Source organism: Ruegeria sp. CDSC085, from assembly GCF_059610465.1.
The window spans coordinates 1-15575 of sequence record NZ_JBXWNR010000013.1 but is presented as its reverse complement, the minus strand read 5'-3'; the positions used below and the strand labels follow the sequence as shown (position 1 = coordinate 15575).

Sequence of the window (15575 nt, the reverse complement as noted above, 5' to 3'; positions counted from 1 at the left end):
ACTGGAGACCTTCATGTACACTAAAATACTGGTCCCGTTAGCTTTGGATCACGGCATATCGCAACACACGCTGGAAATCGCGCGGGCCTTGTCAGGTAAGGGCGCGGAAATAATTGCGCTGCACGTCTACGAGATGCCTCAGGGATCGGTCAGCGCCTATCTGGACAAATCCGTTGTCGCTGAAGGCTTCGAACGGGCCCGTTTGCAATTGCTGCAAAAAGTCGAAGGGCTTGATGGGGTGGCGTCCGAGATTGTCAAAGGCCATACCGCGCGCTCCATCATCGACTACGCCAGAAGCAACAATGTCGACTGTATCGTAATCGGCTCGCACAAGCCGGACCTGAGCGACTACTTCCTGGGATCGACCGCCTCGCGCGTCGTCCGCCACGCCCCCTGTGCCGTGCACGTGCACCGAAGGGCCTGAATTCCTCAATCGCGCGTCTAGCGCCCCAAACAGGACCAAAAGCTGGATCATGAACATAGACAAAAAGATCACCGACGATCTGGTGGCGAACGATATCTCGTTTGTCACCACTGTCCCGTGCAAGCAATTGGCAGGTGTCATCGCGGAAATCGATGAGCGTGATGGCATCTATCACATCCCGTCCAACAAGGAAGACGAAGGGATGGGCCTGTGCGCCGGGGCGTGGATGGGCGGCAAGCGACCCGCGATCATCATGCAGAACACCGCGATCGGGGTCACGATCAACACGCTGGCGACGCTGATCCAGTATTACCGGATGCCGCTGCCGATGCTGATCTCGTACCGGGGCGAGCTGCGCGAACCCATTGCCTGCCAGGTCGAGATGGCCGTTCACACCAAGGCGCTGTTGGCTCAGTTGAACATCCCGACCTACCACTTCCACCATCAGGCGGATGTCGAGGAGCTCGACGCGATCCTGAAATACACGTTCATGTGCAACAAGCCGGTCGCCATCCTGACCGACGCCAATTTCTGGGGAGGCTATGGCGACCAATGATCCGTTCTGAAATTCTGAAGGAAATCGCTCCGATCCTGCGGGATCAACTGGTGGTCTGCAATATCGGCATCCCCAGCCAGGAACTGCATGCCATCGACGACCAGCCAACCAACTTCTACATGCTTGGCACCATGGGGCTGGCGTCCTCGATCGGTCTGGGGCTGGCGCTGTCGCAGCCGAAACCGGTGATCGTGATCGACGGGGATGGCTCGATCCTGACCAATTTGGGCACTCTGCCGACCATCGCAAACAACGTGGCTGACAACTATATCCTGCTGATTGTTGACAATGGCTCTTACGGCTCCACCGGGGATCAACCGACCTATGCGGGGCAGAAGACCTCGCTGGCCAAGATGGCCGAGGCCGCCGGGTGTGAGCGCGTGATCGAATGCGCCGCCGAAGACACCGGACGTGTGCTGCAAGAGGCGCTGGATGCCAAACAGATGACCATCATCGTCAGCAAGTGCGAAAGCGGCAATGCCAAGATGCCGCCGATCACGATGGATCCGGTCGTCATCCGCGACCGATTCATGAAGGCCGTTCAGGCCTGATGGGCGAAAGCGCCATCCACAGCGCCGAGGACGCCCGCCGCCTGGCGCGGCGGCGTCTTCCGTGGATGGTGTTCGACTATATTGATGGTGCGGCCGGGGTCGAGGTGGGTGCCGGTCGCAATCGGTCCGCTTTGGATGCAATGACCTTGCACCCGCGTATCTTGCGAGACGTTAGCGAAAGATCTCTTGCAAGTTCCTTGTTCGACCGGCCCGCGAGACGCCCGTTCGGTATCGCTCCGATGGGCATGTGCAATTTGTCCGCGCCGGGTGCCGACTTGATGCTGGCCCGCATCGCCGCACGCCATGAAGTGCCGCTCGGGGTTTCGACTGTCGCCTCGACCGCGATGGAGGATCTGATCGTCGAAGCTGAAGGCCATGCCTGGTTTCAGCTGTACTTCAGCGGCGATGGCAGCGGCACGTTCAAACTTGTCGATCGCGCCAAGGCAGCGGGGTACGAGACACTGGTTCTGACCGTGGATGTGCCCGAGGTTGGCCGACGCCCGCGCGAACTGCGCCATGGGTTCAAGATGCCCTTCAAAATGGGTCCCAAGCAGGTGATGGATTTTGCCTTGCACCCTCGGTGGTCCTTGCCGGTCCTGCTGAAAGGCAAGCCGGAAATGGCGAATTTCCTGATGGATGGCTACGATTTCGACCGGACCGAAAGCCGCGCCAAGGCCACGTGGGAGACATTGGCCCGCCTGCGCGATCAGTGGGCCGGGAAGCTGGTGGTCAAAGGCGTGTTGGATGCAGGCGACGCGCAAAGGCTCAAGTCAGCAGGCGTGGACGCCATTCAGGTCTCAAGCCATGGTGCACGCCAGTTGGAAAGTGCGCCCGCGCCGATCACGGTTCTGCCCGAGATCCGCAAGGCCGTCGGTCCGGATTTCCCGCTTTTCTACGACAGTGGGCTACGTTCTGGTGAAGACGTTCTCAAGGCACTTTCTAGCGGGGCGGACTTTGCCTTTTTCGGTCGCATCCTTCAATTTGCAATAGCGGCCGAAGGCGAAGCGGGCCTTGAACAGCTATGGTCGGTACTCAGCGAAGAAATGAGCATCGCCATGGCCCAACTAGGCGTCACGTCGCTGGACGAGGTCCGACGCAACGCCTGATATGGGTGAGGACAATGACCCGAGGTTTCCCACGGGTCACTGAACTGTCGGTTTAACCGCGGCGCCTGCGACGACGTCCGCCACCTGCTTCGGTCTCGCCGCCGGTGTTGAAGCTTGGATTGGGCAGTGTGACAACCTGGGCCAGTTCCGGGAACGGGTCGGTCTTGTGCGGGATCGCATTGGCGGCCACGAAATGATCCTGAAACTTCGGCTCGATGGCGGTTTCGATCTTGGTGATCTCGCGCACGACGCGTTCGATCTCGGCGCGCGATCCGATATTGCACAGTGCAATCCGCGCGCCGGTACCTGCGGCGTTGCCCGCGCTCGAGACTTTCTCCAGCGGTGCATCTGGTATCATTCCCAGCACCATGGCGTGTTTGGTCGAGATATGCGCGCCGAACGCACCGGCCAGAACCACGCGATCCACCTTTTCGACATTCATTTCGTCCATCAGCAGGCGTGCACCTGCGTACAAGGCAGATTTCGCAAGCTGGATAGCACGGATGTCACCCTGCGTGACCGTGATGCGGGGGCCACCTTCGGCGCTGGCGTCGTGGATCAGATAGGCGTGTGTGCGACCTTCAGGCACGCAGCGGGCTGTACCGGTCTGTTCCGCCGATCCGATCAGACCACTTTCGTCCAGCAGGCCAGCGATACGCATCTCGGCCACTGCCTCGATGATTCCGGATCCGCAGATGCCCGTGATCCCGGTTGTGGCGATCTCCTGATCAAAGCCATCTTCGTCAGACCACTTCTCGGACCCGATGACGCGGAACCGGGGTTCCTTGGTGACAGGGTCGATCTCGATTCTCTCGATTGCGCCGGGCGCAGCGCGCTGGCCAGAACTGATCTGAGCGCCTTCGAAGGCAGGCCCGGTGGGCGAAGAACAGGCGAGTACGCGGCTGGTATTGCCCAGCAGGATTTCGGCGTTGGTGCCCACGTCGACGATCAGAACCAGATCTTCGGACTTGCCGGGTTCTTCGGACAGGGCAACGGCCGCGCAATCTGCGCCCACATGGCCCGCGATACAGGGCAGGATGTAGACCTGCGCGCGTGGATTCATGGTTGTCAGATCCATCTCGCGCGCGGGCAGCGACATGCTTTCCGACGTTGCCAGCGCAAACGGCGCCTGACCCAGTTCCACCGGGTCCAGCCCCAGCAGCAAGTGATGCATGACCGGGTTGCAGACGAACACCGTTTCCACGATCAGAGAGGTGTCAATGCCTGCCTCTTCGGCAATCGATGTGGCCAGGTCGTTGATCGCCTCGCGCACTGCTTTGGTCATTTCCCGATCGCCGCCGGGGTTCATCATGGAATACGAAACGCGGCTCATCAGGTCTTCACCAAAGCGGATCTGTGGATTCATGAGGCCAGAGGAAGCCTTGACCTCGCCGGTTTCCAGATCGGTCAGATGCGCGGCGATTGTGGTCGAGCCAAGGTCGATGGCCAGACCATACAGCCCGCCTTCATGCAGGCCGGGCCAGATTTCGACGATACGCGCCACGCTGTCCTTGTGACCTTTGTGAACCGCCACGGTGACTTCCCATTTACCCTTGCGCAGAACCGGTTGAAGTTTGGACATCAACGTCAGGTCCGCCGTGACGGCTTCGATGTCCCACTGCTCGCGCAACGCCCGCTCCAGCCGTTCCAGATCGCCGGTGGGCGAGTGCATGTCGGGCTCTTCCACCACAACGAAATAAAGGCGTGTGGCCGGGTCCATCGTGATGGCGCGTGCGGCGGCCGCCTTGCGAACGACCTGACGATGCACCTGGCTTTCCGGCGGTACGTCGATCACCACGTCGCCCTGAACAGAGGCCTGGCAGCCCAGACGGCGGCCCGGTTTCAAACCGCGCTTGTCGTCATAACGCTGTTCAACCGCGTTCCATGCGCTCAGCGCGCCCTCGGACACCGTGACGCCGTGCTTGGGAAATTCGCCATAGCTGGGTGTGATCTGGCACTTTGAACAGATGCCGCGGCCTCCACAGACCGAATCCAGATCCACCCCCAATTGACGGGCTGCCGTCAGAATAGGGGTGCCGACGGGGAAGTGCCCACGTTTTCCGGACGGGGTGAAGACGACAAGAGGGTCGGTGGTCATCAGTGACATACCTTTTTCATATTCGCGCGTGTTCCGGGCAAGATATGGGTTTGAGCGCAAAGGGAAAGGGCTATCAGCGGCACGATCTGCATAACGAGCGTCGTTTTCTTCGACTGCTTCGGCAACCAGAGCCACAGAGTTGCCCCCAAGGGCTTTCCCTTTGGTTCAATCCATGTAATAGGGTCACCGCCAAACGGGCTTTTGCATGGGGTATTCAAATGCAGATTCGTGAGGCACTCACCTTTGACGACGTTCTCCTGGTTCCGGGCGCATCTTCTGTGCTTCCGGCAACGGCAGATACCACTACGCGTGTGACGCGTGAAATCACCATGAACATCCCGCTGCTGAGTTCGGCCATGGACACCGTGACCGAGGCGCGCATGGCCATTGCCATGGCACAGGCGGGGGGTATCGGTGTCGTTCACAAGAACCTTTCGGTGGATGAACAGGCGCGCGAAGTCCGCCGGGTCAAACGGTTTGAATCCGGTATTGTCTATAATCCCGTGACGTTGCGGGTGGACCAGACATTGGCCGACGCCAACGCGCTGGTGCAGCGCTATAACTTCACCGGTTTTCCGGTCGTGGACGAGCAGGGCCGCGTGGTGGGTATTCTGACCAACCGCGACATGCGCTTTGCAAATTCGGACGATACGCCGGTGCACGCGATGATGACTTCGGAAAATCTGGCGATGCTGCAGGAACCTGCCGATCTGGAAGAAGCCAAAAGCCTGATGCGGGCTCGTCGGATCGAAAAGCTGCTGGTTGTGGATGGTGGCGGTAAGCTGACTGGTCTTCTGACGCTGAAGGATACAGAGCAGGCCGTTTTGAACCCAACCGCGTGCAAGGACCGTCTGGGTCGCTTGCGGGTTGCTGCCGCGACGTCGGTCGGCGATGCCGGTTTCGAACGGTCCGAGCAATTGGTGGATTCGGGTGTCGACATCATCGTCGTTGATACCGCTCATGGTCATTCTCAGGGCGTGCTGGACGCTGTGAGGCGGGTTAAAACCCTGTCGAACGAGGTTCAGATCATTGCCGGAAACGTTGCGACCGGCGAGGCAACCAAAGCGTTGATCGATGCGGGCGCCGACGCGATCAAGGTGGGTATTGGTCCGGGCTCGATCTGTACCACTCGGATGGTGGCAGGCGTTGGTGTTCCTCAGCTGACGGCGATTGGCGATTGTGCAGCAGCGGCGGGTGACGTTCCGGTCATTGCTGATGGTGGCATCAAGTTCTCGGGTGACTTTGCAAAGGCGATTGCAGCCGGTGCATCCTGTGCCATGGTCGGGTCGATGATTGCAGGCACCGACGAAAGCCCGGGTGAGGTGATCCTGTATCAGGGTCGTTCGTTCAAATCCTATCGCGGGATGGGCAGTTTGGGCGCAATGGCGCGCGGATCCGCGGATCGCTATTTCCAGAAGGACGCGGCCAATGACAAACTGGTGCCCGAAGGCATCGAAGGGCAGGTGCCCTACAAAGGCTCTGCCAGTGCCGTGATCCACCAGCTTGTTGGCGGCTTGCGTGCTGCGATGGGTTACACGGGCTGCGCAACTGTTGAAGAGATGCGCAAGAACTGCAACTTCGTGAAGATCACGGGCGCGGGTCTAAAAGAAAGCCACGTGCATGATGTACAGATTACACGTGAGAGCCCGAACTACCGGGTAATGTAAATCATTGAACAAGATACACGGCACCCACGACCGGGTGCTGTGCTGCCAATTGGATCGGCCCATCTAGGCCTGTTTCTGCCGAGGTATTTCGCGATGACGCCCGCTGCCCGAGTTCAGGCCTCGATTGAAATTCTAGATGACATCCTGTCTGGCGCACCGGTGGAAAAAGCTCTGACAGGCTGGGCGCGGCGCAGTCGCTTTGCCGGATCCAAGGATCGAGCGGCCATTCGCGATCACGTATTCGACGCGTTGCGACGCCAGCGCTCGTACGCAGCGTTGGGAGGGTCCGATACCGGACGCGGTTTGATGATCGGTGCGACGCGTGCGTCAGGCGGTGATCTGGCCGAGTTGTTCACCGGCAATCGTCACGCTCCGATGCCGGTTCAGGAAACGGAAACGGCGCGGGATTTCGCGTCCGAAGCCGAGAAATATGACATTCCGGAGTGGCTTTGGCCTCGGTTTGCTGCCTCTCTGAACGACGCTTTGGTTCCTTGTGCAATGTCTTTGCAGAACCGGGCACCCGTTCATTTGCGGGTCAACTTCCATAAAACCGATCTGAACGATGCCATCGAAGCCTTGAAGTCCGAGGGTATTGTCGCCCATCCGGTTCAGATTTGCCGCACTGCCCTTGAAGTGACAGAAGGGGGCCGGCGCATTGCCCAAAGCCAGGCTTATGCCCGGGGCCTGATCGAGCTTCAGGACGCCGCAAGTCAGGCTGTTGTGACCTCGCTGGATCTGCGGCCGGGAATGCGTGTTCTGGATTATTGCGCGGGTGGCGGTGGCAAGGCGCTGGCTCTGGCAGCACACGAGGGCGTTGAGGTGTTCGCGCATGATGTGAATCCTGGCCGAATGAAAGACATCCCGACCCGGGCAGAGCGAGCAGGAGCAAAGATAACCACCCTGAACACCGCTGCACTTTCGGGTCTTGATCCGTTTGATGTGGTTTTGGTGGATGCACCGTGCTCTGGCAGCGGATCCTGGCGACGGGCACCAGCCGGGAAATGGGCGTTGACCGAGGAACGGCTGCGGGAACTCACGATCATTCAGGCTCGTGTTTTATCTGACATAGCGCCTTTGGTGCGACCGGGCGGCCTGTTGGCTTACGCAACTTGTTCGGTTCTGATGGACGAAAACGGTTCGATCATAGCCGATTTTCTGGAACGCCATTCCGGGTGGAGAGAAACCTACCGGAAGGCGTGGCACGTAACACACGAATCTGATGGGTTCTTCACGTCGCACTTGACGCGCTAAGTTTTCGGGAAATAACAACCTAGGGTAGACGGCCGCATTTCGAACACCGTTAAGCGGGTATTAACCAATTTTGGCCGTTATAGCCGATAACTTTGCGCCCGAGCCGTTTATGTCTGACACAGCAGAATTTTTCAGTGACCCTTCCCTTGTCCAAACGCCCTCTGCCTCTCGTCTTTGGTCGTTGGTGGGGTTGGCATTATTGATCAGTTTCGCACCTGTGGTCGGGCTGCTGCCACCGGATTGGACCATGGGCATGATGGTCGCGGGAATGTCCGTTCTGTTCGTAACGTTGTGCGTCGTGATCAAGGGTCAGGTTGCTGCCAGGCAAGCGCAACAAGCCACTGCCGTAATGGCCGCCTTTGTAGAACAGGAAGAATCACCTTTCCTGATCGCCAATGCCTATGGCGACATTCTGGCGTCCAACACACCAGCACGAAACCAGTTTGGGGCGGCAAAAGGAGCCAGCCTTGCATGCTGCCTCGGATCAACTTTCCCAAACCCTCAGGTGGTTTTGTTGAGGTTGCAATCTCAGGCCCGATCACTCGGGCGGGCTAAGGAAGACTACTGGATCAGGGGAAACACGAACAGTGTAACTGTGCTTCAATTGGCCCCCGACATTTTTTGCTGGCGGTTTCACCAGTCAGACCATGGAAGCTGGCAGTCGATCAATTTGCCGGTTCTGACAATAGGATGCGCGAATGATGTGGTGTGTCCAAATCCGGCGGCAAAAAGGTTGCTTGGGTCCCGTCCCGGTGGTGTTCGCGACATCTTCTGTGATGCTGACCCACAGATCGGAGCTTCGAACATAATCAAGTCACTGGACGGGATGATTCAGGTTGCTGTGACTGAACTTTCCCGTACCAGCAAAGAGCGAAGCCTTGGTTTGGTGCCGCTCATCCAGACTCCGGCACCTGGGGCCAGTACGTCTTTTGCAGACCTTCCGGTTCCGGTTCTTACTCTTTCTCCCGAGGGGGCCATTCTGAATGCCAACAGGTTGGCGAATAAGCTGCTGGGAAACGAAAACCTCGAAGGCACCAATATCACTTATATCATGAGGGGCCTGGGGCGCCCCATTCTGGACTGGCTTGCGCGCACAGCCTCGGAAGAAGAAGCCCAACGTTCTGAGTTTCTTCAGCTGACCAGAAAAGACAAAGAGATCTTTGTGCAGGTCACGTTGAGCCGTGTTGTTGTTGATGGCAAGATTTCTCTGATTGCGGTTCTGAATGATGCGACCGAGTTGAAAACTCTGGAAGCTCAATTCGTTCAAGGGCAGAAAATGCAAGCTGTGGGCCAGCTGGCTGGCGGGGTTGCACATGATTTCAACAACCTGCTGACGGCCATTTCCGGGCACTGCGATCTGCTATTGTTGCGCCACGATCAGAATGACCCGGACTACGGGGATCTGGTGCAGATCAATCAGAACGCCAACCGGGCCGCTGCGTTGGTCAGCCAGCTTCTCGCATTCTCGCGCAAACAGACCCTCAGGCCCGAAGTTCTGGATTTGCGGGACACGATCTCGGACCTCATTCACTTGTTGAACCGGTTGGTTGGCGAGAAAGTTCAACTGACTCTCAGCCATGATCCAGTATTAAAGCCGGTTCGGGCGGACAAACGGCAGTTGGAACAGGTGCTGATGAACCTGGTCGTCAACGCGCGCGACGCCATGCCGGACGGGGGCGAAATACGTATCGAGACCGAGGTGTTGAACCTGACGCAACCGCTCAGTCGCGACAGGGCAACCGTAAAGCCTGGGGAGTACGTTACGGTCAGGGTCGTGGACAGCGGTGTAGGGATACCTTGCGACAAACTGCAAAAGGTTTTCGAACCCTTCTACACGACAAAGCGCACGGGTGAGGGCACGGGACTCGGGATTTCGACGGCCTACGGCATCGTCAAGCAGACAGGCGGTTTCATCTTTGTAGACAGCGCGGTGGATCGAGGCACCGAATTCACGGTATTCCTGCCGGTTTGTGCCACGGTGGCAGAAGCTGAGCAGGACTCTCCGGCTCAACCCGAAGCACAAAGTGCGCGCCAAGGAGAAGGCGTGGTACTTCTGGTTGAAGACGAAGCTCCGGTCCGCGCCTTCGCGACCCGGGCCTTGCGGCTTAAAGGCTATACCGTGTTGGAGGCGGATTCGGCCGAGGAAGCATTGCGCCATCTGGAGGATTCGACTTTGAACGTTGATGTATTTGTAACGGATGTGGTCATGCCCGGCATGGATGGGCCGACCTGGGTGCGCAAAGCTCGGGAAACACGCCCGGATGCCCGTGTGGTCTTCGTATCGGGTTATACCGAAGGCGCGTTTGGGGATTCAGGGCCCGAAATCGCCAATTCGGCCTTCCTGCCCAAGCCGTTTTCACTTAACCAGTTGACCGAGGCGGTTTTTCAGCAGCTGAATTGATCTTCTTACAAGGCTGCGTCGTGGAGCGCGAATTCCTCTGCGTGCCTTCTTCGAAATCTCTGCAGAGTCTCAGGCGTCAGTGTCAGGTCACCCGATGGTGACACATTCTCATGTGGCAGGTCGATTTGTACATTCAGACGCGCTTGCAAGAAGTCGAGAATTTTGCCCTGATGCTCATATTTGAAGATATGAATGGCGCCTCGACCATTGCTGCGGGTACGGAAAAACTGGCTTTGGCTGCCAACATCGGCAAAATCTGGGCGCGGATTTGTCATATAGGCCTGCACGAACGCGTCAAAATTCATGTCTCCGGTTGAATGGGCGTGGCCGGCCAGGTCTGCGCGACTGCGAAATCGATACCAGCTACCCAGCCAGTCTACGGGTTCGCGAACTACAGCCATGATTTCCATCTCGGTATCGTACATCTTCAGAAAAATATTCTGGAAAAACCGATCATATCTGCGCACCGGAGCGTGCTTTAGCTCTGGCGGGTGCGTGACGACGAGGTCAGCGCGATCGCGCAACGCCTTGTGATACGCCGTGCTGCCGGTTTTAGGAACGGCAAGGAAGGCAAGGCGTTCCTCAAAGAAAACAAGCATTTAATTGCTCCAACTGTCACACGGCCATGCGCGCAGATTGTCGTAAACGACTCTTTAACACAATTGTAGAAGACTAAATCCTGTAAGTTTTTATTGAAATGTTCTCTTTTTGGTCCCATAAGGAACAAGAGGCGAACAAAGCAGCGATTGCCGCCCGATCAAGGGTGTGACAAAAGGGAAGGCGACAGGATAATGGCGGATCTTCTGACAATGAGCGACAAGAAAAACGCAGACAAGCAAAAGGCGCTCGACAGTGCGCTGGCCCAAATCGAACGGCAGTTCGGCAAAGGCTCGATCATGAAGCTGGGCGAAGGTGCCACGCAGGATATCGAAGCGAGCTCGACCGGCTCGCTCGGGTTGGATATTGCGTTGGGAATCGGCGGCCTGCCGATGGGGCGGATTGTCGAGATTTACGGCCCGGAGAGCTCGGGCAAGACGACTCTGACGCTGCATTGTATCGCGGAACAACAAAAACGCGGCGGCGTCTGTGCCTTTGTTGATGCCGAACACGCGCTGGATCCGCAATATGCCCGCAAGCTGGGCGTTGATCTGGACGAACTTCTGATCTCGCAGCCCGATACCGGTGAGCAGGCGCTGGAAATCACCGATACGCTTGTGCGTTCTGGTGCGGTCAACATGGTCGTGGTCGATTCGGTTGCGGCGCTGACGCCGAAATCCGAACTGGAAGGCGACATGGGGGACAGCAGTGTTGGCGTACAGGCCCGTCTGATGAGTCAGGCGATGCGGAAGCTGACGGGTTCGATCAGCCGCTCAAACTGCATGGTCATTTTCATCAACCAGATCAGGATGAAAATCGGCGTGATGTTTGGCAGCCCCGAGACAACGACTGGCGGTAATGCACTGAAGTTCTACAGTTCGGTCCGTCTGGACATCCGGCGCATCGGCGCGATCAAGGACCGGGATGAAGTCGTCGGCAACCAGACCCGCGTCAAGGTTGTGAAGAACAAGGTTGCGCCACCCTTCAAGCAGGTGGAATTCGACATCATGTATGGTGAAGGCATCAGCAAGATGGGCGAACTTCTGGATCTGGGTGTCAAAGCCGGTGTGGTCGAAAAGTCTGGATCGTGGTTCAGCTACGGTGACGAGAGGATCGGGCAGGGTCGTGAGAACGCTAAACAATACCTGCGTGACAACAGCCGCATAGCGTTGGACATCGAAGACAAGATTCGTGCGGCTCATGGGCTGGACTTTGACATGCCGCCGAGTGCCGCCGAGGATGATGACATCCTCGAAGCCTAACAGCCGCTGACCGGAGGCTGAGTTGTTTCCGGTTTTGGATTGAGAAGACGACAAAAGAGGCGGCCCGTCGGGCCAAGGCCCTATAGGTAAATCTTGGAAGAGGCTGAGAGTTCAGCCTCTTTTTTTTGCTCCGATTGAGACGATGGAAAATTGACACCAACTAACAGGCATTGGATTTTGGTGCAGCGAAAGACCTCACAACGCGAGAGCGGCCGACATGGAGGTAGTTGGAAAAAGGCATTACCTTCAAAATTGAGTATTGAAGCCAGCAAAGATCTGCCATTTTGCCTGTCCTGGCCCTTTGCTCGCAACTGAGTACTGCGGTTCGACAAAGACGTTGTAGGTGATGTCCTTCTTTTTGAACACTTGCCCTATACCCAAGCCGATTGGCACATTGTAGCTGTCCGATTCAAAATCGTAGGTCATTATTGGCGCTGACCTTAGGTATGTCCCTCCACCGAGTTGGTAGAACAGAAAAGGTTGAAAAGCTCCGATATTTACATCCTTTGCTTCACTGTCTCCGGCAAAACTGGCTTGCCAAGTCAGAAGGTAACCGTATTGGAATATCGGTGACGACGCGTTGAACAATACGTTCGCGATACCGGCTGACCATTTTTTAGATCCAGACCCATCTGTCGAACCTGTTGGCGCGGTTAATTGAGGACCAACACCAAAGCTAACAGCCGGATTTCCAATATCTATAAGGTAAGCGGCAAAAACGTTGAGGTCACCAACGCCCGTCGTTTTCCCACTTTGTGCCGGGAATGAATTTAAAGGCAAAGAGGCCCGCAGAACCCAATTTGTGTTCCCCAAGCTCATAGGTTGCGCATACCTGAGCCAAAACTGATTGCCAGTTTGGTCCGTTCCGGAAATATCGCCAATATAATAGTTCTGAACGTTGACCGCTTTGAAATTTGCCAGCGGATTATTCGCCTGAGCTGCTGCTGAGGCCGCGTCGTTCTCCTGTGCAACCACAGGATTACCTGTTGCAGTAGATACTCCCAGAAAGACGAAAAGGCTAAAGAAGAACCTGGCAAGGAAATTCCGGGTCGAAGTTACATTTGTACCTGAAACCTTCAGATTGGTCTGCACCTTGCTACTCCTTGACCCATCGACTGCGTCATCGAAGTGTCGAGGCGTCGCATGGCGACGCCCCAACCATTTGCATCAATTCCCGGTTGGAAGGCTCAGCGAGAACCCGTCTTTTTCCAGCTGGTCCCGGATGTTCTGGAAACGCTGGTAACCAGTGAGCGTGATCGGACCTGCGTAGGATTCGCTCTGTACAGGGCGCGGCGGGAATTCGATGTAGGTTTTTACCAGTCGATCAAGCTCACCGGCCAGTGTCGGCAACGTCCAGGTGTTCTCACGCCCGGTAGTCATGAAGATGTCATAGCGCTCCATCGGATCCTCCCACAGGTTGAACACCTGCGGCACAGTTGCGATGTATTTCTCTGCACCACGCCATCCTAGTTCGGCCGCCGGGGATTCGGAGCCGGCCCGCGCGCCGTTGTCGCCACGCATGTTGAAGACAGCCTTCCATTCGTTAACACGTATGGCACCTGGTGTGAGCTCGTTTTCGGTGAAGTACGCCCAAGAGTATCGCTGCGGATCAGCCTCTCCGAACAGAACCGGTGCCATGTCGATGCTGTCAAAGATTGTGGGCTGACCTTCCCGGTCTTCGGTTGGCAGTGGCACTCCAGCAAGGCTCGCAAAAGTGGCCATCAAGTCAGTACCACCGGTAATGTCGCTCGACTTCGAATCCGGCGCAATTTTCCCTGTCCATTTGGCGAAGAACGGTACGCGGTACGCTCCTTCCCGGTCAGTTCCCTTAGTGCCGAGAAACGGTGTCATGCCGGCATCAGGATGCACGTCCTGCCACGCGCCATTATCGACAGTGTAAATGATCAGGGTGTTTTCCCCAATTCCGAGATCTTCCACCTTGTCGAGGATTTGACCAGTGTGAAAGTCAAGCTCGACCACCTTGTCGCCATACTTGTTCTTTACCGCCGACTTGCCCACAAAATCAGGCGACGGCAGGTTAGGCTGGTGGTTCGCAGCCCAGTTGATAGACATGAAGAACGGCTGGTCCAGGCCAGCAAGACGCTCCAGTTCCGCCACCGCCTTTTCTGCACCGATCTTGTCCAGCGCAGCCAGATCAGCGGTTGTCATGTCTTCAATGGTCAGCACTTCTTTGGCGGGTTCTCCAGCTACACCTTCGAAGACGCCAGTGGTGTTCTCTTTGTAAAATGCCCGCTGATCATCGGACATCTGCACATTCCAGTCGTCCAGAGCATATGTGTACGCGTTCAGGTGATAGAGAAATGTGTTCTCCATCTTGTCGTAGCCATGGGCAATTGGCATGGCGTAATCTGCTTCACCGAGATGCCACTTACCCATGAAGTAAGTGTTGTATTCAGCCTGCTTCAAAACAGACGCAATCGTCCATTCTGCCGCCGGCAACCCACCACCTTGCCCCTGAAAAGCGACCGTCGTCATGCCCGAGCGGTTCGGGTAACGCCCAGTCTGCATTGCTGCACGCCCCGGCGTGCAAGAGGATTGAGCGTAGAAGTCCGTGAACATCATCCCCTGCTTGGCCATTTGATCAAGGTTGGGGGTGTCCATGCCACGCGCTGCGCCACCATGATATGCGCCAAGATCCCAATACCCGGTATCATCTGATACGATCAGAATGATGTTGGGCTTGCTGCCGTAGGTCGATAGCGATGTCGGATCGAAATCCTGAGCCGTTGCGGAGATCGCAAAGGTACAAAAGAAAGCAGCCAAAGGCGTGGCAACTTGGTGACGTTTAATTATGTTTGTCTCCTCTTCGGGAAAAGAATCAAAGTTAAGAAATTGCGCCCTTTTAGCGGTCCATATACCGTGCAGGACACAACGCTCCTTGGGCTATTCCGAATAGCTTCCTATTCTTTTGGGTAGATCAGACTTTCGAAGCGCCGTTTAATCACCCAAAAAAACTAGACGATGCTTCGACTGCCTTTAGATGATCCTGGAGATCGTTATCAGGAACTTCTTGCGTCGTTTTAAAGTCCAAACCAAAGATCCACTTATTTGATCGATCTAGCCCACGAATAGGGCTTGTTTTTCCCGCAAATGAGTTTGACCGCCTCATATTCACCGAACGTTGTCAGTGGAAAGCGGCAGAGAACCAATAACTCAAGTTATGATATTTCAATTCTAGAATTTGTCAAAATTTCCTCTTGTACGAACCCGGAAATAGACTTCGTCAAACGTGGAGGAGAAAGAACTGGGCCGACTACTACAGAAAGCGGAGAGAGATATTGGTACGAAAATTTTCGACCGCTCAAATGCTAAAGTAAACAACGGCTTTGCGCTTGACCAAATTAGAAACTGAAGAGATCCCGATTATAGACAAAGCCCTTTGCAATACCGAGCTTCATAGCGGGGCTCTTGTGTTCTTTTACCATGATGTCGGTGTAGTTATGCGCAAACCTCAAGATGTCCACCAGCTTCATAACCATGACCGGATTTTAGTACTGCTTGTAGTACCACAGACTTCTGCGGCCCGAGGTTGCCAAGCCACGCTCAAATCCGATGACCTTAGTTCGTGCCCGAGCGTGATACATGTCCACCGGATGTGTTCCCGCCCGAACTGCGAACTGGGCCATCTGGGCAAAATCTAA

The 15575-nt window shown here is 56.3% G+C and carries 12 protein-coding genes; 8 read left to right on the top strand and 4 right to left on the bottom strand.

The window, feature by feature from the left end:
* The first annotated feature begins 13 nt into the window (after positions 1 to 13).
* Genes AC2FJB_RS16740 through AC2FJB_RS16725 form a run of 4 tightly spaced genes read left to right on the top strand, consistent with a single transcriptional unit; the run spans position 14 to position 2637 of the window.
* The gene (locus tag AC2FJB_RS16740; protein ID WP_496719696.1) at positions 14 to 424 is read left to right on the top strand and encodes a universal stress protein; all 411 of its coding nucleotides are present in this window, start codon (positions 14 to 16) and stop codon (positions 422 to 424) included.
* A gap of 49 nt (positions 425 to 473) precedes the next feature.
* Positions 474 to 980 carry a sulfopyruvate decarboxylase subunit alpha gene (gene comD, locus AC2FJB_RS16735; RefSeq protein WP_117868908.1) on the top strand — a complete coding sequence of 169 codons (507 nt, stop codon included), beginning with the start codon at positions 474 to 476 and terminating at the stop codon, positions 978 to 980.
* Positions 977 to 1531 (top strand): sulfopyruvate decarboxylase subunit beta, encoded by a 555-nt coding sequence (comE, locus tag AC2FJB_RS16730; protein ID WP_171228302.1) that lies wholly within the window; start codon positions 977 to 979, stop codon positions 1529 to 1531. The genes comD and comE overlap by 4 nt, the downstream gene beginning before the upstream one ends.
* Positions 1531 to 2637, top strand: a complete 1107-nt coding sequence (locus AC2FJB_RS16725; RefSeq protein ID WP_496719699.1) for an alpha-hydroxy acid oxidase — start codon at positions 1531 to 1533, stop codon at positions 2635 to 2637. The genes comE and AC2FJB_RS16725 overlap by 1 nt, the downstream gene beginning before the upstream one ends.
* 52 nt (positions 2638 to 2689) lie before the next feature.
* On the opposite strand, the gene AC2FJB_RS16720 is transcribed toward AC2FJB_RS16725, so the two are convergent.
* A complete protein-coding gene (locus AC2FJB_RS16720) occupies positions 2690 to 4735 on the bottom strand; it encodes an ASKHA domain-containing protein (protein WP_496719716.1) in 2046 nt (681 codons plus the stop codon).
* Positions 4736 to 4953: 218 nt separating this feature from the next.
* Between AC2FJB_RS16720 and guaB the strand changes: the two genes are divergently transcribed.
* From guaB to AC2FJB_RS16705, 3 genes are all read left to right on the top strand, one after another.
* Positions 4954 to 6402 (top strand): IMP dehydrogenase, encoded by a 1449-nt coding sequence (gene guaB / locus AC2FJB_RS16715; protein WP_117868911.1) that lies wholly within the window; start codon positions 4954 to 4956, stop codon positions 6400 to 6402.
* A gap of 93 nt (positions 6403 to 6495) precedes the next feature.
* Complete coding sequence (locus AC2FJB_RS16710) at positions 6496 to 7653, top strand: RsmB/NOP family class I SAM-dependent RNA methyltransferase (protein ID WP_496719719.1); 1158 nt, start codon at positions 6496 to 6498, stop codon at positions 7651 to 7653.
* A 109-nt stretch (positions 7654 to 7762) separates the two neighbouring features.
* Complete coding sequence (locus AC2FJB_RS16705; protein ID WP_496719701.1) at positions 7763 to 10054, top strand: ATP-binding protein; 2292 nt, start codon at positions 7763 to 7765, stop codon at positions 10052 to 10054.
* Positions 10055 to 10059: 5 nt separating this feature from the next.
* Here AC2FJB_RS16705 and AC2FJB_RS16700 read toward each other — a convergent pair whose 3' ends face one another.
* The gene (locus tag AC2FJB_RS16700) at positions 10060 to 10653 is read right to left on the bottom strand and encodes a gamma-glutamyl kinase (protein ID WP_496719703.1); all 594 of its coding nucleotides are present in this window, start codon (positions 10651 to 10653) and stop codon (positions 10060 to 10062) included.
* 192 nt (positions 10654 to 10845) lie between these two features.
* Here AC2FJB_RS16700 and recA point away from each other — a divergent pair, with 192 nt between their 5' ends.
* Positions 10846 to 11913, top strand: coding sequence for a recombinase RecA (gene recA / locus AC2FJB_RS16695; protein WP_117868914.1), 1068 nt, complete (start codon positions 10846 to 10848; stop codon positions 11911 to 11913).
* A gap of 246 nt (positions 11914 to 12159) precedes the next feature.
* Here recA and AC2FJB_RS16690 read toward each other — a convergent pair whose 3' ends face one another.
* Together AC2FJB_RS16690 and AC2FJB_RS16685 are read right to left on the bottom strand one after the other, a co-directional pair.
* Complete coding sequence (locus AC2FJB_RS16690; protein ID WP_496719705.1) at positions 12160 to 13005, bottom strand: hypothetical protein; 846 nt, start codon at positions 13003 to 13005, stop codon at positions 12160 to 12162.
* A gap of 75 nt (positions 13006 to 13080) precedes the next feature.
* Positions 13081 to 14697, bottom strand: coding sequence for an arylsulfatase (locus AC2FJB_RS16685; RefSeq protein WP_496719707.1), 1617 nt, complete (start codon positions 14695 to 14697; stop codon positions 13081 to 13083).
* Between the last annotated feature and the right edge of the window lie 878 nt (positions 14698 to 15575).

Bases quoted from the DNA above. Each gene is read 5' to 3' on its own strand.
- comE (WP_171228302.1), top strand. From the start codon at position 977: ATGATCCGTTCTGAAATTCTGAAGGAAATCGCTCCGATCCTGCGGGAT.
- AC2FJB_RS16705 (WP_496719701.1), top strand. From the start codon at position 7,763: ATGTCTGACACAGCAGAATTTTTCAGTGACCCTTCCCTTGTCCAAACG.
- AC2FJB_RS16710 (WP_496719719.1), top strand. From the start codon at position 6,496: ATGACGCCCGCTGCCCGAGTTCAGGCCTCGATTGAAATTCTAGATGAC.
- recA (WP_117868914.1), top strand. From the start codon at position 10,846: ATGGCGGATCTTCTGACAATGAGCGACAAGAAAAACGCAGACAAGCAA.
- guaB (WP_117868911.1), top strand. From the start codon at position 4,954: ATGCAGATTCGTGAGGCACTCACCTTTGACGACGTTCTCCTGGTTCCG.
- AC2FJB_RS16720 (WP_496719716.1), bottom strand. From the start codon at position 4,735: ATGACCACCGACCCTCTTGTCGTCTTCACCCCGTCCGGAAAACGTGGG.
- AC2FJB_RS16725 (WP_496719699.1), top strand. From the start codon at position 1,531: ATGGGCGAAAGCGCCATCCACAGCGCCGAGGACGCCCGCCGCCTGGCG.
- AC2FJB_RS16700 (WP_496719703.1), bottom strand. From the start codon at position 10,653: ATGCTTGTTTTCTTTGAGGAACGCCTTGCCTTCCTTGCCGTTCCTAAA.
- comD (WP_117868908.1), top strand. From the start codon at position 474: ATGAACATAGACAAAAAGATCACCGACGATCTGGTGGCGAACGATATC.
- AC2FJB_RS16740 (WP_496719696.1), top strand. From the start codon at position 14: ATGTACACTAAAATACTGGTCCCGTTAGCTTTGGATCACGGCATATCG.